Source organism: Gemmatimonas aurantiaca T-27 (assembly GCF_000010305.1).
Classification (GTDB): Bacteria; Gemmatimonadota; Gemmatimonadetes; order Gemmatimonadales; family Gemmatimonadaceae; genus Gemmatimonas; species Gemmatimonas aurantiaca.
Genome location: NC_012489.1, coordinates 295310 through 314648, shown reverse-complemented (window position 1 = coordinate 314648; position 19339 = coordinate 295310). Strand labels below are relative to the sequence as shown.

Genomic DNA, 19339 nt, shown 5'->3' with positions numbered 1-19339 from the left:
GGCTCGCCTATCCGGCCGTTGATCCTGCAGGTATCGCCGCCGCAGGCGGCCCACCCAAAGCTCGACCAACACCCCAAACCCCGTTCCGCGCACCAGACAATCCGGTTTCCCTCACGATCATCGCGACACTTACAAACCACTATAGAATCACAAAAAGATCATTTGTTCAGATCACCACGTTTGCGTAAAACGATCCCGGAACTCCGCATTCACCAACCCGCCATCCTCGCCCAGCGCATCTATCAGATAGGCTTCAGCACCTGGCGTCACCGCCAGATAGAGACGCCGGCTCAGGGCGTACGCCGTCCGGCCAGGCCAGTCCGCGGGGAGCATCGCCGCCGGGAGACGCGGATCGTGCAACACCACTCGGCGATAGGCGTGCACCAACAGTGTCCGGATGAGAAACGCCTGCCGCGGCGAACAGGCATCGGCCTTCCCAGCCACCTCCGCGATTGGCTCGAAGCGTGCCAGAAAATCGCGGTACTGCGTCGCCACAGACTCGAGCGGCCAATAGCTCGCCAACTGCGACAGCTCCCGTGCCGCCACGCCGGGCAGATCCTGTGCCCGCACCACGAAGGCGTCGTCGCGCACCCCCAGTTCGTCGAGCAGCTCACGCAACCGGGTAGTGTCGCCCTGAGGATGGGCCAACAATCCCGGCGTGACGGTCGCAAATCCCTCCCAGGCCAGCTCACGCCGGAGGTCCGTGCGCGACGCCATCACCTCCGCCCCGCGCGGAATCAGCACCAGAATCCATTGCCCATCCCAGGTGGGAAGGCCCGGGTGATAGATGCGCCGCGACGCCAACATGAAGCGGCGCACGCCGGATTCCGTCAGTGCGTAGCGACTCTGCCGACCCTGCCGCTGCGCCTCCAGCCACGCGTCCTCTGCCAGGCGATACACACTGGTACGCACCGCCCGCTCGTTGATGCCGAACGTGTCCATCAAGTCGATGAGCGTGCGCAGCCACGCCGAGCCGCCGTGCGGCGCGATGGCATCGCCGAACACCGTCACCACCAGCGACGTCGCACGCGGAGGCTCGTCGCGGAGGAACTGACGGGCCCACCGCGTGATCATCGAATTCGTGGCCGAACCTTCCACAGTGCCAGGGAGTGAGGTGGGTTCTGCGCGATGCACTTCGCGCAGTTTACTCGGTCGCCGCCGTTATGCCACGCACCACCATCGCCGCACTCCCCAAATCCGACCACCTCAGCCCGTGAGCAATTCCCGGCCACGATTGCGCGTGAGCAGATGTCTTCCTCTCTCACGGAGCCTGTCGTGCCTGCACTCCTGCGGTTGCCTTCGGTGGTCGCTGCCCTTCTCGGCGCCGTCATCCTCTCTGCCTGCGGCGGAGGTGGTGGAGATGATGGTGGTGGTGGCGGCGGTGTCACTCCCCCGCCAACCCCGGTTGCCCCGACCATCACGCTGTCCACGTCTGCCACCGAACTGGCCGGAGCCGGCGCCAGCGCCACGGTATCGGCAACGGTTTCACCGACATCCGCCACTACGAGCTGGCGTAGTGAAACACCGGCCGTGGCCACCGTCAGCGGCTCCGGCGCCACGGCAACCATCACCGCAGTAACGCCCGGCACGGCGATCGTGGTGGCCGAAGCAACCAACGGCAGCCTGCGCGCAGAAGCTCGACTGACAGTGACCGTGCGACCCGTAGCCCGCAGCATCGATGTGCAACCGTCCATCGTGTCGTTGCAGGTGGGTCAGACACGGACGCTCTCGGCCACCGTGGCAGGTGATGCCGGTATCGACACGCGGGTGAGCTGGCGCAGCAACACCGCGGCCGTGGCCACCATCGACAGCACAGGCACCGTGACCGCCGTGTCACCCGGCACCGCGCTCATGATCGCCACCAGCCGCGCCACCGATCGCACCGCTGCCGCTCTGCTCGACACCAGCACCATCACCGTGAGCGCCGTACCGCGCGTGCGCAGTGTGACCGTCGCTCCCACCGCCGACACGCTGCTGGTGGGCCAGTCGCGCACGCTGGCGGCCACCGTCACGGCCGACAGCGGCTTGGCACGCACGGTCACGTGGCGCTCTGGCAATAACACAGTGGTAACAGTTGCCATAGATGGCCGTGTGACCACGATCGCTTCCGGCACGACCACCATCACCGCCATCGCCACCGCCGACACCACGGTGCGCGGTACGGCCACACTGGTCGTACGCGCGCCTGCGGTCCGCAGTATCACCGTGGCGCAGGTGGCTGCACTCGAAGTGGGCGACGCGGCACAACTGGTGGTCACCGTGAACGCCGACAGCGGTGCCGACACCCGCCTCACCTATGTGAGCGCCGCTCCGGCTGTCGCCACCGTCAGTGCCACCGGACGGGTCACTGCCATCGCCGCCGGCAGCACCACCATTGCCGTGAGCAGCGTCGGCACTCCTACGGTGTCAGCATCCACACCCATCACCGTGCGCGCCCCCGCGTTTGCGACTCGATGGACTTCCACGTATGACGCCCGCATTGGCGAAGGCGACATCGTCAACCAACTCACCAGCCTGCAATCGGTTGTCGGCAACAACACCGTGCTTGGCGTGGGAGGCACCGCAGCGGGACGCGGACGCGCGTGGGAGGAGTCGGCGGCCGGTGTATGGCGCGCCGTCGACGTGCCCGATGGGCCCACGTTGCGCGACGTTGCCTCCACCAGCGCGGGAACCTGGGTGGTAGGCGACAGCGGCCGCATTCTGCGGCGCACCGCCAGTGGTTGGGCGCGCGAAATCACCAACACGACACGGCATCTGCGTTTCATCACCATGCGCGCCGACGGGGCCGGCTTTGCGAGTGGTGACGGTGGCCTCATCCTCGAGCGACGCGACACCACCTGGGACGTGCTGAGTGATGCCGGCATGCCCGGCGCTCCCTCCACGTCGCGCGATCTCGTGATCGCGCCCACCGGCCGTCGCTTCTACATGCTCTGGACCCCTGGCGGATCGTGGCCCAATGCAGACGTCCTCCAGTTCAACACCAACGCCTGGTCGGCACTGCCCCGCTCTTCACTCGCCGGTGGTACATCGGCCGCCGTTGCACTGATCATGCTTCCGACGGATGAGCTGCTGGTCGGGGGATCGGAAAACAACGGGTTCAACTGGTACGTCGCGCGCAATGCCGGCGGTGCGTGGCAGCGCGTCGCGACCTCGTCCACACAAACCACCAACAACAGCGCCACGCCGGTGCTGTGCGCAAACGGCGATGTGCTGGTGAGCGGAGGTCTCGGAGAGATCCTCCGCTACAGCGGCTCACTCACCGCCATCACGATGCCGGACGGATCACGCAACGCCGGCGGGCTGCAGGCCTGCCGCAGCGCGCAAGATCGCACCGTGCGTACCTACAGCGGCACCGCCGGCGGCGCGCTGTGGCGTATCACCAGTTCGACAATCTCCGCCACAGCGTATCTCACCAACAATGCCGTGCTGTCGCTCTCGCCCACCGGCGCGGCGTGGACCGTCGCACGCGGCGCCGAGTCGGCACTGCGTTACGATGGTCAGCGATGGACACCCCTGTTCCTCGGTCGTACCTCGACCATCGGTTTTGCCAATGGCACCGTGAATGCCGATGCCGCCGGCGGTGCTTACTTCACGCTGGCCAGCGTGGCGGCGCGATACAGCAGCGGCACCCTGCAATGGACCACCCTGCCCGCCGACCTCATACGGACCTGGGGTGCATCGAGCGACGGTCTGTGGGGTGCCGGCGCTGCGTCGTCTTCCGCGGGACGACAGGGACTCATGCGCATGGTGGGTGGCACCTGGGTGAACGCGAACGTGCCGGCCATCGCCACGGGCTGGTCGTTCAATGACCTGCACGGCACCGCCGCAGACAATGTCATGGCCGTCACCAATTCCACCAACGCCAACCGCGTACTGCGCTGGAATGGCTCGACTTTCACAGTCGATACAGCCGCCACCACCGGCCGATATGATCGCATCGTAGTGTTGTCGCCCACAGAGGCGCTGCTCTATGGAGAGTCCGGTATTCTGCGCTGGAACGGCACACGGTGGCAGCCGCTGCCGCAGCTCGGGTATGTCATCCAGGCGATGACGGGACGCGCGGGAGGCGAGTATTACGCATTTACTGGCACGCGCGGCATCTACACGCTGCAGAACAACCAGTGGGTGTCGGTGGGCACCACGCCGGAGCTCGTGAACGACGCCTCGTATGTGGGCAATCGGGCCATGGCGGTGGGACAGAACGGACTCGTCGTATACGGCGTGCCGGTGGGTTCGATCACACGAAGCGCCGGGCGCTGAGCAGAAGACGCGGCACGCGGTGTGTCGCGTGACAGGTCCCGCCTGCGCCGACGATGCCATCGTTCCCACCCGCCGACTAGGATTGAAAGGATCGCAGTCGACCAACCGGAGGAACGATGGCAGCAGGACAGACAGGCCTCGACGGGCGCCGCTGGCGCACCGTCTATGGGATCATCCTGGGTGTGACCGCAGGAGCGGGCATCACCGGGTGCGGCAACACCACGTTCGATCCCGGATACGAGTTTCGCGTGGAAGGCACGGTCACCGCCGCGACCAGCTCGGCGGCGGCCTACGCCGTGGTCACCGGCGAACTGTACGAAGGAGCATGTAACACCGGCGTGTTGAAGCAGCGCTCCCAGGCACGCGCCGGAGCGGATGGACGGTTCAGCGTGGGCTTTGGTATCCAGTTCAACGGGTGTGTTCGCCTCTCGGCGGTGGGCACCAATGTGTCGGGTGTTGCCGAACGCGCCGGCGTGCAAGCCGGTGGTTCCGGCGCCAAGGTCGTGCAGATGGACGTGGCACTCGGCACGCTCTGACCGTGGCCATCATTCCTGATGTTCGCGCCAATGATGGCACCACCCTGCCGCACGTTGGGCTTGGCACCTACAAGCTGAACGGATCGGCCGGTGTTGCCGCGATGGTGGACGCCATGCACCGCGGCTATCGCCTCATCGACTCGGCGTTCAACTACGAAAACGAAGGCGCGGTCGGTGAAGCCGTGCGCCGCGCCGGCGTGCCGCGATCCGAGTTACGCATCACATCCAAGCTGCCCGGGCGCCATCACCGGTATGACAGCGCGCTGCGTACCATCGAAGAATCGTTGTATCGCGCGAACCTCGAGTACTTCGACCTGTATCTCATTCACTGGCCGAACCCGAATCAGGGTGTGTACATCGAGGCCTGGCAGGCGATGGTCGAAGCGCGCAAGCGCGGCCTCGTGCGTTCCATTGGCGTGAGCAACTTTCTGCCCGAACATCTCGATCGCATCATTGCCGATTCCGGCGTGACACCATCGGTGAATCAGGTGGAGTTGCACCCGTATTTCCCGCAGATGGCGCAGCGCGTGTACCACGACACTCACCGCATCATCACGGAATCGTGGAGTCCGATCGGTCGAGGACAGGACCTGCTCGCCGAGCCGGTGCTCACCGGTATTGCCACTCGGGTCGGTCGCAGTGTGGCGCAGGTGGTGTTACGCTGGCATGTGCAGCTCGGTGCCGTGCCGCTGCCCAAGGCCGCCAACGGCGAGCGTCAGTCGCAGAATCTGGCGGTATTCGACTTCGAGTTGTCAGCGGACGACATGGCAAACATTGCCACACTCGAACGGACCAACGGTCGCATCCTCGGCCTCGACCCGCTGACGCACGAAGAGTTCTGACACGTGTATTGAAAACGCGGTGATGGCGCGCCGCTAGCGAAGCACCGCGTTGCGCGCCGTCACGATCCACGCCGCACCATCCATCGTGACCACATGGTCGGTGGCGCGTGCTTCGAATGCCGCGCGCACCGCCGCGGCCGCACGTTCCCGCAGTTCCGGTGGCTGTTCGGCCATCGCCCGACTGAGCGGCCCCACCTGCAGCGCCAGTTCGAGCGCCGCCGCTACGGCATCTTCACGCGTGTCCGCTTCGCCGTACACCTGCGGACTGTCGAACGCCGTGATGTCGATATCGGTGAATCCGGCCGACGTCAGAATGTGCCGCACCCGCTCCGTGTCGCCAAAGGCAAATGGCCCCGGCGCATGGGGGCCCGGCAACGGCAGCGGTGGCAGGATATCCGCCACGGCCTGCATGGGCAGACGCACCCAATCGTTCTGATCGAACGGGCGCCAGCACACGAACGTCAGGCGCCCGCTCGGCGCGAGAGCACGACGCAGGTGCGTGAACGCCGCGATCGGATCGTCGAAAAACATCACACCGAAGCGCGAGAACAGCAGATCGAAGGTGCCCTCGGGCAGCGCATGTTTTGCGGCATCACCCAGCGCAAACGACACCGGCACTCCAGGCGGCACCCGTTCGCGTGCGCGTGAGAGCAGTGGTTCGGAGATATCGAGGCCGAGCACCGATCCCGAGGCTCCCACACGCGCCGCCAGCTCCAGCGACGTGGCACCAGAGCCGCACCCCACATCGAGCACACGCTCACCCGGTGCGGGTGATGCTGCTGCGACGGCCGCCGCGCCATACGGCGCGAGCATGCGATCGAGACGCGACTGGTTGTCGCGCCAGACCTCGCCGGAGCGGCCGTTCCAGTCGAAGCTGGCCGGCGTGTTGGATGCGGGTGGTTGTGGTGTGTTCTGGTGGGCCATGTTGCGGTGATGAGTGATCGTGGTGGTTCGTACTACTGAATCACGTAGCGCACCGACGTGGACGCGCCACCACCTCCCGGCGCCTGCACATTGAGTACCAGCTCGCCACGTGCGCCGTACGCCTTCTGATAGAGTGTCCGCAGTGCGGACAGATCGAAGCGCAGCACCGGCCGAACCAGCGCACGACACCGATCATCGGCCGCATCGTGAGACAACTGCGCCGGCACCTGTACAGGATACGATTCCAGGAATATCCCCGACGTGTGCAAGCCGAACGTGTGCGTGGTGCAGCCGCCACCGTGTGTGACGTGGAGTGACAGCACATCACCCGCTATCGACGCACTATCGATGGTGGCCGCATCAAAACGCAGTGCCGACGAACTGCTCGTCACCTGCAGCGGCTTCACGCCGTCATCACGTGGTGTTCCGGTGGTTGGCGCCGTGCACGAGATCAACAGGGCCTGTGCGAGCAACAGGCCCAGCACCAACGGTCGATTCTGCATGGTGTGCATCTTCAGACCTCCTTCAAGGTTTGAGAAGGCGTAGCTGCGCCACGATGGGTCGATGATCCGAGGTGATCGGGTCCGTGATCACCCGCACCGTAGCCTCACCCCAGGCGCGTGCCGGTGCCAGCAGGATGTGGTCGATTTCCTGCTTGGGTTCGGTAGAGGAGAAGGTGAAACGGTCGGACTCCGGTTTGGCGGCGACGCGAAAACGCGGTTGCCAATGCTGCAGCGTACGTGAGGCCGGTTGATCGTTGAAGTCACCCAGCAAGATGACCGGCAGACGCACCGTGTCCAACACGGCCCCCAGCGCCTTCACCTGCGCATACCGCAGCGTGTCGTTACCGACCCAGTCGAAGTGCACGTTCACGACCAGTACCCGCGCCCCGCTCGGCAGCTCCAGTTCGGCCAGCAGCGCTACTCGCGGTTCGTTGCCATCAGGCAGCCGGAGCGCCTGACTGCGCCGGATCGGGAGTCGTGACACGATGGCCATGCCATACTCACCACCCTGGTATGGCATGAAAGCACCGAAGGCGTGCGACATGCTCAACTGTTCGCCCAGTACGCGGGGTTCATCCACACGCCCCGAACGTTCCACGTTCCGATCGACTTCCTGCAGCGCCACCACATCGGCGCCCAGGCGAGCGATGGCTTCGCCGGTGCGGTGCAGGTCGACCACACCATCCATGCCGCGACCATGGCGGATGTTGTAGCTGGCGACGGTGAATGCGTCGTCTTGCGGTGGCACGCGCGTGGCGGCCAGCACGGCACACCATGCGACGATGGCCGCAGCCAATACGAAAGGTCGGTTCATGACTGGCGAGTAAAAGAAGGAGTTGTCACTTCACTACGGCTGCCGCCCCCCATGCCCATCCAACCACCCCTGCACATACGCCATCTTCTGCAGCCAATGACTGGGCGATTCCCGAATGCCATGCGGCTCACCCGGCACCTTCACCAGCACCGCTTCCACCCCACGAAAGCGTAGTGCGCTGTACCACTGCTCCGACTCGCTCATCGGCGTGCGATAGTCCAACTCGCCCGTGAGCACCATCGTCGGCGTCTTCACGAACTGCACCCGCGACAGCGGGGACCGTTTCGCATACTGGGCCTCATGATCCCACGGCGCACCGGGGAACCACGTCGTCGTGCCTCGCGGCGTGTCCGCTGTCCACAGCCATGACGTCCAGTTGATCACCGGATATTCCACCACCGCCGCGCGGTAGCGGTGCGTGTACGACGTGATCCACGCCGTCAGCACGCCACCCCCACTGCCACCGGCCACATACAGCCGCGTGGTGTCCACGATCCCCTTGGCGATCACGGCATCCACCGCACTCTCGAGATCGAGTCGGTCGAAGTTGGGATAGTCGTGATGAATGCCGTTGGCAAACTTCTCACCATAGCTCGTGCTGCCACGCGGATTCACATACAACACGAGATATCCGGCACCGGCCAGCGCCTGCTTTTCCAGGTCGAACCGATCGCCGTAGCCCAGAAACGGGCCGCCGTGAATCTCCAGCAGAATCGGATACTTCTTGCTGGCATCAAAACCGGGCGGCTTGATCAGCCACGACTGCACCCGCCAACCGTCGTGCGACGACGGCGTCCAGAACATCTCCACCTCGCCCATCCTGGCATTTGCCAGCAGCACGGCATTCATACCGGCCAGCACCTTGGGGCTACTGTCACCTATGGCAGCAGTTGCCACACCGCCGGGATGGTTGCCACGCGATGTCACAAACGCCACCCGTCCGGCGCGCGATACACTGTAGCCGCTGCCTTCGTACGCGGTCTGCCCGTTGCCCAGATGCCGAGCAATCGTGCGCGGCACACCACCGGCCAGCGGCACGTACCCCACCTGCGTCTCCCCTTCGTTGTTGAGCTCCACATACAGACCGCGCGAATCCGGCGCCCACACCGGGCTGCCCACGGAGCGGTCATACGATGCGGTCAGTGACCGTCGCGCCGATCCGTCGGCACGCATCACGTACAATTCGTGATTCTGGTAGCCCAATCGGCGGTCGTCGTACCCCGTGAACGCAATCCACTGTCCATCGGGCGACATCATCGGGCGATTGTCCGGACCAAAACGCGTGGTCAGCGCACGCACATCGCCGGAGACGACATCCACCGCCATCACTTCGGTGTCGGTGCTTTCGATTTCATAGTCGGGACGACGATTGGCGCTGATCAGAATGGTCTTGCCATCGGGACTCCACGACGGCACCCCACTGCCACGCCCATTGCCCCCGCCCACATGGTACGCGCCCTTGGTGAGTTGGCGTGTGGTGCCACTCGCCACATCCACCACGAACAACTGCGACCACCCACGCTCGAGCTCACCGGCGCCATCGAACCGGTAAATGAGCTTGTCGAACGCCCGCGCCGGCGGCGCCCATGTCGCCCCCGCGGGTGGCGCGATCTGCTGGGCGATCGACAACGCCGGTTCCGGCACCAGCGAGGTGAACGCGATCTGTTTGCCATCAGGCGACCACGCGGCACCCAATGGTCCGCGTGCCACCGACGTCAGTCGCTTGAGCGCGCCGCTCGCCACCTGCATGGTCCACAACTGCGCGCCGCCTTCACGATCGGAACGGAACACGAGCTGCGTGCCATCGGGCGACCAGCGTGGCGCCGTTTCATTGCTGCCCGGCAAGAGCTGGCGATGCGCCGACCCGTCGGCGTTCACGGTCCACAGAGTGCGCAGCCGCTTGTCGCGCAACGAATCCACATTCTGTCGCACGTACACCAGTTGCCGCCCATCAGGCGCGATCTGCACATCACTGGCCGTTTCGTGCACCAGCGCATCACGCGGCATCACACCACGCAACTGCGCCTGCACCACTGCTGGTGACAGGACCATCGCCGTCAGCACGGCGAGATACGACAACGGCACACGGGAAGCAGAACACGGGATCATGCGGGATTCTCCTGGAGGATGGCCCAACTTATCCCGCGGGCTCAGAGATAGCGCGCCACGGCCATGCCCATCGCACTCCCCATCAGCAGCACGATGTTCAGCGTCGACCCGATGCGCGCCCGCTGCCGGCACCGCTCGATGTCCCGCTGCAGCACGTCGCGTTCGGCTTCGGAGGCGCTGCCCATGGCACTCGACAACGTCGCGATCTTCACCGCCGAGGGGCGGGAGACCAGCATGGCCAGGGCAAACGCGAGGATCGCGGCGATGCCGGACAGCCCGAACACACGACCCATCGGCGAGGCCATGAACATGGCCGGGTCACCACCGGCAATGATCCAGAACAGCCGCATGCCCGACAGCAGCGTGAGTACCGATGTCGCCAGCAGCCAATGCATGAGCCCACGATCCCGCAGCGCCAGCATCAGCGTGCCACCGGCCGGACCGACACTCATCGCCGCGGGCATCAGAAAAAAGACATTCACCAAAGCAGCACCCAGCCAGAAGGTGCCCGACAACACATGCACGACACGGAGAAGAAGGAGTTCAGTCATGCGCTACCCTACTCCTTCACCTCCCCGTGCAGTCAAGAGTCCTGGGAACTCGGCGTCGGTTCTGCGGCGGTGGCCTGGGGATCAGCCGGCTGGCTGGCCGGCGCTTCGGTCTGAGGACCGGCCGGCAGCGTCACCCCGGCCTTGGCCGCCCGACGTTCCAGCGTCTCGCGGTCGGCCAGGCTCCGAATGAGCGCATCGGCCTCACGGTTCTGCAGATACCGCCCCTTCTCCCACCCTTCCAGAATGCCCTTTGGCGTGCCGTAGATCAGTTCGGCAAACTGGGGCACCGTGAGGCCCAGCGACTCCCGCAACTGCCGGATGGCCCGCGGGGCCAGCAGGTCGTTGGCGGCCCGGATCTGTTCGGTGGCGGCCTTTTCGGCCGAGTCGCGCTGATCGATCGTGCGCTGCTCGTGTCCGCACTTCTCACACCGGTAAAACTCACGGGTCACCTCGGCCGCCATACCACTCAGACGTACCGTCACCTGCTCCGTCTGCAGGGCGTACCGACCGCCGCACCCCCGATGCAGGGTGCCATCCAACGTTGCCAGACTCATAGACCACCTGCACGGGAACCACGCCCTCACCCGGAAATCGGATCGGCCGAGGTTCGTGCCCCCGGGAGCGCCTGAATCGTCTGTAGAGTCGCTGGGACGGTGTCGTCCCCGCTACCCCTCGCCCGCACGACGTCACAGCGCCATGTCTGATTTCTGCCTCGTTCGCCAGCCTGTCTTCAGCTCCACCGGGTCTCTGATTGGCTATGAGGTCCGGTACAACGACGCCGATGACGGTCAGCATGGATTCGCCCAGAGTTTTCTGAGCGGCACCTTCGACCTTGTTCGCAACCGTCTGCCGGCCTTTGTGCCGGCCTCGCGCGAGCAGCTCATCGAAGATGCGTTCCTGGCCGCCGAACCCGGTTCGGCCATCGTGCTGCTTCCTGCCGACACAGCGGCTGATGTAGTACTGGTGGAAGCCATCGCCCGGTACCGGGCGGCGGGCGGTCTGCTCGCTCTCGACCAGATCGGGGCCGACACCTCGCCAGCCGAATCGCTGCTGTCCCATGCGAGCTGGGTGCGCGTCGATGCCCGCGCCGGCAATGCCGACACCCTGGCGGCCATCTGCGCGCGCCTGACCAACGGCACGGCGGGCACCGCGGCTGGAGCGCTCAAGCTCATCGCGGCCAATGTCGAGGAGATCGAGCACTACGAAGCCACACTCTCGAGTGGCTTCCATGCGTTTCAGGGCACGTTCTTCAGCCGCCCCGAGCCACTGCCGGCGGCCGACATGCCGCAGAGCACCGTCGCGGCCATGCGGCTCATGGGGCTCGCCCGCGATGGCAACATCAGTGATCGGCAGCTCGAAGACGTCATCGCCACCGATCCGGTGCTCACCTTCCAGTTGCTGCGCCTCGTGAATTCGGCGGCGCTGGGCGGACGGGGCGTGGCCTCCATCGGCCAGGCGCTGCGTCTCATCGGCCGCAATGCCTTTCTGCGCTGGTTGGCCGTGGCGGTCGCCGCCGCCCGCAAGAGCAAGACCGGCGTGGATCAGGAACTGGTGCGTCAGGCCGTCGAACGGGGCCGCCTGCTCGAACAGCTCGTGGGTGGTGGTCGCGACAGTGGTACGCTGTTCCTCGTCGGACTCTTTTCGCTGCTCGATGCGGTGTTCCGCATGCCGCTCAACGAAATACTCGATCGGGTGGTGCTGAGCACGGAAGCCAACGATGCGCTGCTGGAGCGTTCGGGGCCCTATGCCAACGCGCTGGAATTCGCCGAGAGTTATGAGCTCGGCCTGTTCGAGAACGCGACCATGATTGCCAAGGACATGGGCGTCGATCAGGCAAAGATCAACGACTTCTACACCAACGCGATCATATGGACGGCGGAAGCGCTGGGTGCGGCGCTGGAAGCGCAGCAGCCCGGCATGAAGCGCGCGAGTTGAATCACCGCGCCGCTATCGGCCGGCAGCCACGTGGGCATCGTGCACCGCACGTAGCAGTGTGAACATGGTGTTGTTCACGGGCATGGGAATGTCATGCTTCCGGCCCGCAGCGACCACCGCGCCCGTCAACGCCTCGATTTCCAGCGGACGTCCCGCCAATCGATCGAAGTACATCGATGTCCCCGCTTCGGCAGGGTACGTGAGGATCGTGGCGAGCGCCTGAGCCGCGTCGTCGTCGCGAAGCCGCGCACCTTCCGCGCGCCCGACAGCCACGGCCTCGCGCAGCGTCTCCAGACAGAGTGCCTGCACGTCATCCCGTCGCAGCACGGTCATGCGTTCCATGGCCAATGCCGTGATCGGATTGGCGATCACATTGAGCAACAGCTTCTTCCAGGTCAGCGTCAGGAAGTCTTCGCTGACCAGCAGGCGCATCGCCGTGCCGTCCAGCAGTTCCGCAAAGGCCCGGCCATCGGCATCATCGCGCACGGCAAACTCCTGATGATCCGCCGGACGAAAACGCACCCGATCCGGCGCCAGTCGCTCACTGTTGTAGTACACGATCGTCGGAACGATGGTGGCCCCGCCAACCAATGGCGTCAGGCGTTCGACATGACCGATGCCGTTCTGCAATACCGCCACGCGGGTGTTGGGCGTACACAGGCGCGTCAGCCACGGTGCGGCGTGTGGCACGTCGTGCACCTTGGTGCACAGCAGTACCCAGTCCACCGGCGTGGCCTGCAACGGATCGGTGATGGCGCGCAGTGGCGTCTGCACCACATCGCCTGGGCGTTCCACCGTCAGTCGATCGACAGGCGTCCGCACACAAGCCGTCACGTCATGGCGATCGGCGGCGCGGAGCATGCCCGCGATCACGCCACCAATACTGCCAAGACCCACAATGGCCACGGTTTGACGTGGGCGTTCAGCGTGCGGATGGGACACAGCGTTCTGGCTCCAGGGTGGCATGGTGGATATTAAGATGAACCTTAATAAATGATTTGTTCTTGTTAGCACGAAACTTGAGAACAGCGGGTCCGTCGTGTCGCCTATGCTTGCTCTCCACAACGTCTCCAGAACCTATCCCAATGGCGTGCACGCCCTGCGTGGTGTGACGCTCCACATTGGTCCCGGCCTGTTCGGATTGCTCGGCCCCAATGGCGCCGGCAAGTCTTCGCTCATGCGCACCATCGCCACGCTGCAGCCGATGGATGCCGGTTCGATCACCATGGACGGTATCGACATCTTCGCCGATGTCACGTCTCATCGTGCGCGGCTCGGATACCTGCCACAAGACTTTGGCGTGTATCCCGGCCTGTCAGCGCGCATGCTGCTCGACCATCTCGCGCTGCTCAAGGGACTCACCGACAAGGCTTCGCGGCGCGCCCAGGTCGATGCGCTGCTGGAGCAGGTGAATCTCTGGGAGCATCGGCATCGCGCAGTAAGCGGATTCTCGGGCGGTATGCGGCAGCGCTTCGGCATTGCACAGGCCCTGCTCGGCGATCCGCGTCTGCTCATCGTCGATGAACCCACGGCGGGGCTCGATCCCGCCGAACGCAGCCGATTCTACAACCTGCTCAGCGCCGTGGGTGAACAGGTGGTGGTGATCCTGTCCACCCACATCGTGGAAGACGTGCGCCAGCTATGCACCCACATGGCCATCATGAATCGTGGTCAGGTGGTGTGCGAAGGTGTGCCCGATGATCTGGTGGGTGAACTCGAAGGTCGGGTGTTCAGCCGCACGATGGGACGTCAGGAAACGTGGACCAACACCGCCCGCGGCACGCCGCTGTCGCACACCCTGCACGCAGGGCAGACCCGCTTGCGCCTGCTGGCCGACTCGGCGCCTGATGCCCAATCGACGCCCACCGCCGCGACGCTCGAAGATGTGTACTTCCGCGCCATCGGGCCCGTCGCATGAGCACCGGGAGCAACACCGGGACCAATACCGGCAGGAACGTCGGCGCACCTGTGCCGGCAGGCGGTGCGATCTGGCCCGGACTGCTGGCATTCGAGATGCGCTACCAGGGATGGCGCGTGACCTTCCTCGCGACCGTGGTGCTGCTGGCCTTGTTGCCGGTCACCACCGTGGCAACGCGGTTCGGACCGCCGGCGGACGCCGTGAATGGTGCGTTCGTGGTCACGGAAACCATGGCACTGTTTTCGCTGCTCAGTGTGTTTGCGCTGCCCATGCTGTGTGTGCACGCGGCGCTGCGTGACGATGAACACGGCATGCGCGCATTGATCGAATCGCGTCCGGTGTCCCGCACCACCGTGCTGGCCGTGCGCTATGCGGGGGTGGTGATTCTGTTGCTCGCCGCACTCGCCGTCAGCACCATCGTCCTCGCGGTGTTGCCACTGGTGATTCCCCTGCCGGCCGATCGGCTCGTGCCATTTTCACCGGACCCGTATTGGCGCGCCTTTGCCTGGGTGGTGATTCCCAATGCGCTGTGGTGCAGTGCACTGCTGTTCGCGGTGGCTGCGGCCTCCCGGAGCACACTCGCCACCTTCGTGGCCAGCATCGGTATCTACGCCGGCTACATGGTCACGGCGCTGATGGTGGACAGTCCGCTGATGGCAGGCACACGCCCGCCCACGCCGGAACTGCTCGCCCGCGCGGCCCTGCTCGACCCATTCGGTCTGTCGGCGTTTTTTGAACAGACGCGTTACCTGATGCCGCTCGACCGACAGGCCCGCGCACTGTCCTTGAGTGGTCATCTGCTGCAGAACCGCCTGATGGTCCTGGCCATGGCGGCGCTGTGCCTGGTACCGCTGCTCCGTCTCGATCGGCGCATGGCCCGCGCGGTGGGCGCGCCCCAGCGCCGCTGGTTCTCGCGCACCAAAGCAGACGCGGACACATCGGCGGTGGCGCCTGTGCCGCCACAGAGCACGTCCCATGTAAAGATGCCCGTTGTCGATGTGACCGGCCTGGGCGCGTGGCGTGCCGCCGCCAATGCGGTCATGCGCCTCGAAGCCCGCCTGTTGCTGCGCAGTTGGCCGCTGCTCGCGCTGCTGGCCATGTGGATTCCCGTCATCGCCATCGAAGCCGACGGTCAGCTCAAGAGCGGCGACTACGGCACCCGTGTTCTCGCCAGCACGGCGCAGTTGGCTGACGCCGTCCCCATCGCGCTCCGCCTGCTCGGCGCACTGTGTGTGCTGTACTTCGGCGCCGATGTGTTCTCGCGGGAGCGCCTGCTCAAGTTCGATGGCATCAGGGATGCCACCCCGGTGCGCAGTACAGCGCTGTTGGCCGGCAAGCTGGTGGCGCTGATGACCGTGCCGTTGGTGTTGGCGCTCACCGGGTACGGCACCACCGTGGTCATGCACCTGTTCGCCGGTGGCTTGCCCATCGAATGGGATGTGCTCGCGGCACACGTTGCGGCGTCCATGCTGCCACTCGTGATTCTCGTTGGGCTCGCAGCAGCACTGCAGGTGCTGATCGGCAACCGGTGGGTGGCCATGCTGCTCGGACTCGCGGTGTTGATCATCGCCGAGCAGGGTGAGTCGTTGGGTATGGCCGTTGGTCTCGAGCATCCCCTGTGGCGATTTGGCAGTGCACCATCGCTGATCTGGTCGGATCTCGCCGGTTACGGCAACACGCTGGTGAGCTGGCTGGCGTATCAGGGCACTTGGCTGCTGGGCACACTGGTGTTGCTCGGTGTTGCCGCTGCACTCTGGCCGCGTGGTGAAGTGCTGCCCTTTCTGCAGCGCATGCGACGTGCGCCCCAGCTCATCAAACAGGGACTCGCGCCACGTGCGCGTACGACCTTGCTGGCCGGTGGCGTGTTGTATGCCGCCGTGTTGGCGGGCATGACCTGGCAAACCACCGTGCACACACCGTTCGAACGGTCGCACGAAGCACTGGCCCGTCGGGTGGCCTATGAGCGCACCTATCGCCATCTGTCCGGTGCGCCGCAGCCGGCGTTCACGCATGTGGCGATGCATGTGAAGCTGCTGCCAACGCAAGCTCGCGCCGATGTACATGCGCGCCTGCATCTGGTGAACAACACCGACGCGTCCATCGATTCGCTGTGGCTGGTGTTCCCCACCGATCTGTCGAACGTGGTGGTGGGCCCTGCCGTCGATGCGGATGTGGTACCGTTGGTAGAGCCGCTCTCCCCCGATCTCACAGAACGGGCGACGCGCAACACGATGAAGTTGGCGCGCGTCGATGCGTTGCACGCGGTCCATGTGCTGGTGCTCAGTGCACCATTGGCTCCCGGAGATTCGCTGCCATTGTCGATGATGGCCACGATCGATCGCGGTGGCATTCGTGTGGACGGCAACGCCATCGATGTTTCGGCCAATGGTACCTTCCTGCACTCGTCCGACGTGTTGCCCAGACTGGGCTATTCACCGGGACGTGAACTGCGCGACAGCACGGAGCGCATCAAGCAGGGGCTCGAGCAATCCGCAACCCCCGTCCTGCAATCCGCCAGCGCGGAAGACTCGCTGCGGACCCAGGTGGAAGCACACGGACAGACGCCGGCCTGGTTCACGGCCGATGTGCGCATCGAGACCGACGCCGATCAGGTGGCACAGGGCCCCGGTGCGCTCATCGACAGTGCACGCACCACCACACACAGCACGTGGCACTATCGCACCACGCGTCCCACGTCGGGCGCCATGGCGATCAGCAGCGGACGGTATGATGTGCAGCGTGCCACAGTGCAGACGGTGCGTGGCGCCACGCCCGTGGAAGTGTGGTACAACCCGCGGCATGCTGAACCTGCCTCACGATTGCTCACCATTGCGACGTCGTCACTGGAGGTGCTCGAGCGGGAGTTCGGCCCGTATCCGCACGACGTGTTGCGCATCATCGAAGTGCAGTCGGGATTCCGCTTTGGCGCCTACGCCTTGCCCGGCAGCATCTACCTGACGGAAACGCGGGGCATGCTCACCGACGCGCGCAGCACTGATGTGGATCTGCTGCTCCGGCGCATCGGACACGAAGTGGCGCACCAGTGGTGGGGACACGCCGTCAATCCGCTCGACACGGAGGGACGCCTGCTGCTCGTGGAAACCATGGCCAAGTACGCCGAACAGGTACTGCTGGAACAGGCGCATGGGCAGGACCGTCTGACGGACATGCTGGCATTCGATCACGACCGATATCTCAATGCCCGCAGCACCACCGAAGCCACCCTGCTCACCATGTCCGACGAACCCGAGCTGTACTATCGCAAGGGCACATTGGCCATGCATGCGCTGCGGCATACACTGGGCGACAGTGTCGTACGCGGCATTCTGCGCAACCTGCTCGCGACCCAGAGTGGGCCGCGTGGTACCGCCAGTGCACAACAACTGCATCGGCTGCTGCGCGCGGCAGCCACCACACCCACCGCGCAACAAGCGGTGGACGAATGGCTCACCGATCGTGTGATCTACGATCTTGCCGTCGATACCACGGTCGCTGCGTCGTTCAGCGCGGCATCAGGAAGCAATGCGTCGGGTACCCATCTCACGGCACGTTTCACCGCGCAACGGGTGGCCGTGCGCGGCGCAGGTGCCGCAGCACGAGAGGTTATCGAGCCCGCCGATGCGCTGCCCATCATACTCGGTCTGCGTGATCGCGCTGGCGTGCTACATCAGGTGAATGTGATGGCGCAGCGTGGGGTAGTTTCGCTGGACACCACGGTGTCGTGGCTGGTGCAGTCGGTGGAGATCGACCCGCTCATGTATCTCATCGACCGGGATCGCTCCAACAATCGCGTGAACAATGCGGGCATGAACCTCACCCGCACGTCACGCCCATAACACGCTGCGATCAATGGCACTCACCGATGTACGACCGGTGAGTGCCATGGCCATTTCGAGTTCGGTGCGCAGCGTGCGCACCACCCGTGAGACGCCCGCGGCACCATCCACCGCCAATCCGTACAGGTAGGGGCGCCCGATCAGGACGGACGAGGCGCCGAGTGCGAGCGCTTTGAGCACATCGGTCCCGCGGCGGATGCCGCCGTCGACCAACACGGGCACACGACCATCGATCGCGTCCACCACATGGGGCAGCGCCATGGCCGTCGATGGCACGGTATCGAGATTCCGTGCACCGTGATTGGACACAATCACACCCGACGCACCGTGCTGCACGGCAAGTCGTGCATCGTCCGGGTCCATGATGCCTTTGAGTAACACGGGCACCGTGGCAATGCTGCGCAGCCACTCCACGTCTTTCCAGGTGAGCCGCGGCTCGAGCACGGCGCTGTAGATCGCTCCTTCCGGCGGACGATGCGCGGCGTCGGCCGCCACCTGCGTCATGCCCTCCAGGTTGGCACGCGTAAGTCCGTCCGGCAGATGAAAACCCGTGCGTGTTTCGCGATAGCGCGCACCAAGTACGGGTGTGTCCACGGTGAGGCACAGCGCTTCGCATCCCGCGGCTTCCACGCGCTGCACGAGGGCCTTCGTGAATTCACGATCGGGCTGGACGTAGAGCTGGAACCAGAACGGCGCGGTGGTGGCCCGGGCCACATCTTCGATGGGCGAGTTGCTGAACGAACTCATGATCATCGGCGCGCCGGCTTCGCTGGCTCCCCGTGCCGTGGCCACCTCCCCGTCGGCGTGAATGAGTTTGTGGTAGGCCGTGGGGGCCAGCAGGATGGGGTGCGACAGCGTTCGGCCAAGCAGGCTGACCGAGGTATCGAGCTCGGCAACGTCCACCAGCACCCGCTGCCGAAGCCGGATGCTGTTCCAGTCCCTCTCGTTCCAACCCAGCGTACACTCGTCGCCGGCCCCACCACTCACGTACTCGTAGGCCATCGACGACAAGCAGCCGCGGGCCGCGATCTCGATGTCGTGAAGACTGGCAAGTGGTGTATTCACAATCACTTGTGATGGCTCAGACATGCACACTCCGGGAACGGTCGCG

Annotated in this window: 15 protein-coding genes; 6 read left to right on the top strand and 9 right to left on the bottom strand. The window is 65.0% G+C overall.

Annotation, left to right across the window (positions count from 1 at the left end; translation table 11 throughout):
* Window positions 1-171 precede the first annotated feature (171 nt).
* Window positions 172-1098 (bottom strand): phenylacetic acid degradation operon negative regulatory protein PaaX, encoded by a 927-nt coding sequence (gene paaX, locus GAU_RS01340; protein WP_012681752.1) that lies wholly within the window; start codon window positions 1096-1098, stop codon window positions 172-174.
* Between the two features lie 177 nt (window positions 1099-1275).
* Between paaX and GAU_RS01335 the strand changes: the two genes are divergently transcribed.
* From GAU_RS01335 to GAU_RS01325, 3 genes are all read left to right on the top strand, one after another.
* On the top strand, window positions 1276-4260 hold the full coding sequence (locus GAU_RS01335; protein ID WP_169307556.1) for an Ig-like domain-containing protein: 2985 nt from the start codon (window positions 1276-1278) through the stop codon (window positions 4258-4260).
* Window positions 4261-4376: 116 nt separating this feature from the next.
* Window positions 4377-4796 carry a hypothetical protein gene (locus tag GAU_RS01330; protein ID WP_012681750.1) on the top strand — a complete coding sequence of 140 codons (420 nt, stop codon included), beginning with the start codon at window positions 4377-4379 and terminating at the stop codon, window positions 4794-4796.
* Window positions 4793-5638, top strand: coding sequence for an aldo/keto reductase (locus GAU_RS01325; protein ID WP_041265836.1), 846 nt, complete (start codon window positions 4793-4795; stop codon window positions 5636-5638). Before GAU_RS01330 ends, GAU_RS01325 begins: the two co-directional genes overlap by 4 nt.
* Window positions 5639-5671: 33 nt before the next feature.
* Here the strand turns inward: GAU_RS01325 and GAU_RS01320 are convergent, their stop codons facing one another.
* From GAU_RS01320 to GAU_RS20175, 6 genes are read right to left on the bottom strand one after another with little or no spacing between them, the layout of a single operon-like run.
* The gene (locus GAU_RS01320; RefSeq protein WP_012681748.1) at window positions 5672-6562 is read right to left on the bottom strand and encodes a class I SAM-dependent methyltransferase; all 891 of its coding nucleotides are present in this window, start codon (window positions 6560-6562) and stop codon (window positions 5672-5674) included.
* Between the two features lie 32 nt (window positions 6563-6594).
* Window positions 6595-7074, bottom strand: coding sequence for a hypothetical protein (locus tag GAU_RS20180; RefSeq protein ID WP_012681747.1), 480 nt, complete (start codon window positions 7072-7074; stop codon window positions 6595-6597).
* Window positions 7075-7087: 13 nt separating this feature from the next.
* A complete protein-coding gene (locus GAU_RS01310; protein WP_052574178.1) occupies window positions 7088-7879 on the bottom strand; it encodes an endonuclease/exonuclease/phosphatase family protein in 792 nt (263 codons plus the stop codon).
* Between the two features lie 33 nt (window positions 7880-7912).
* Window positions 7913-9988 (bottom strand): S9 family peptidase, encoded by a 2076-nt coding sequence (locus GAU_RS01305; RefSeq protein ID WP_012681745.1) that lies wholly within the window; start codon window positions 9986-9988, stop codon window positions 7913-7915.
* A gap of 41 nt (window positions 9989-10029) precedes the next feature.
* Entirely contained in the window at window positions 10030-10539 is a 510-nt protein-coding gene (locus GAU_RS01300; RefSeq protein WP_012681744.1) for a hypothetical protein, read from the bottom strand.
* A gap of 32 nt (window positions 10540-10571) precedes the next feature.
* Window positions 10572-11093: a transcriptional regulator gene (locus tag GAU_RS20175; RefSeq protein WP_012681743.1), complete on the bottom strand. Its 522-nt coding sequence runs from the start codon at window positions 11091-11093 to the stop codon at window positions 10572-10574.
* Between the two features lie 142 nt (window positions 11094-11235).
* Between GAU_RS20175 and GAU_RS01290 the strand changes: the two genes are divergently transcribed.
* A complete protein-coding gene (locus tag GAU_RS01290) occupies window positions 11236-12474 on the top strand; it encodes an EAL and HDOD domain-containing protein (RefSeq protein ID WP_012681742.1) in 1239 nt (412 codons plus the stop codon).
* Window positions 12475-12486: 12 nt separating this feature from the next.
* On the opposite strand, the gene GAU_RS01285 is transcribed toward GAU_RS01290, so the two are convergent.
* Window positions 12487-13440 (bottom strand): 2-dehydropantoate 2-reductase, encoded by a 954-nt coding sequence (locus GAU_RS01285; RefSeq protein ID WP_070104996.1) that lies wholly within the window; start codon window positions 13438-13440, stop codon window positions 12487-12489.
* 82 nt (window positions 13441-13522) lie between these two features.
* Here GAU_RS01285 and GAU_RS01280 point away from each other — a divergent pair, with 82 nt between their 5' ends.
* Both GAU_RS01280 and GAU_RS01275 read left to right on the top strand, forming a co-directional pair.
* Window positions 13523-14392 carry an ABC transporter ATP-binding protein gene (locus tag GAU_RS01280; RefSeq protein WP_012681740.1) on the top strand — a complete coding sequence of 290 codons (870 nt, stop codon included), beginning with the start codon at window positions 13523-13525 and terminating at the stop codon, window positions 14390-14392.
* The gene (locus GAU_RS01275; RefSeq protein WP_041265141.1) at window positions 14389-18228 is read left to right on the top strand and encodes an ABC transporter permease/M1 family aminopeptidase; all 3840 of its coding nucleotides are present in this window, start codon (window positions 14389-14391) and stop codon (window positions 18226-18228) included. The genes GAU_RS01280 and GAU_RS01275 overlap by 4 nt, the downstream gene beginning before the upstream one ends.
* On the opposite strand, the gene GAU_RS01270 is transcribed toward GAU_RS01275, so the two are convergent.
* Window positions 18217-19317, bottom strand: coding sequence for an alpha-hydroxy acid oxidase (locus GAU_RS01270; protein WP_052574176.1), 1101 nt, complete (start codon window positions 19315-19317; stop codon window positions 18217-18219). The two genes, GAU_RS01275 and GAU_RS01270, sit on opposite strands and share 12 nt — an antisense overlap.
* Between the last annotated feature and the right edge of the window lie 22 nt (window positions 19318-19339).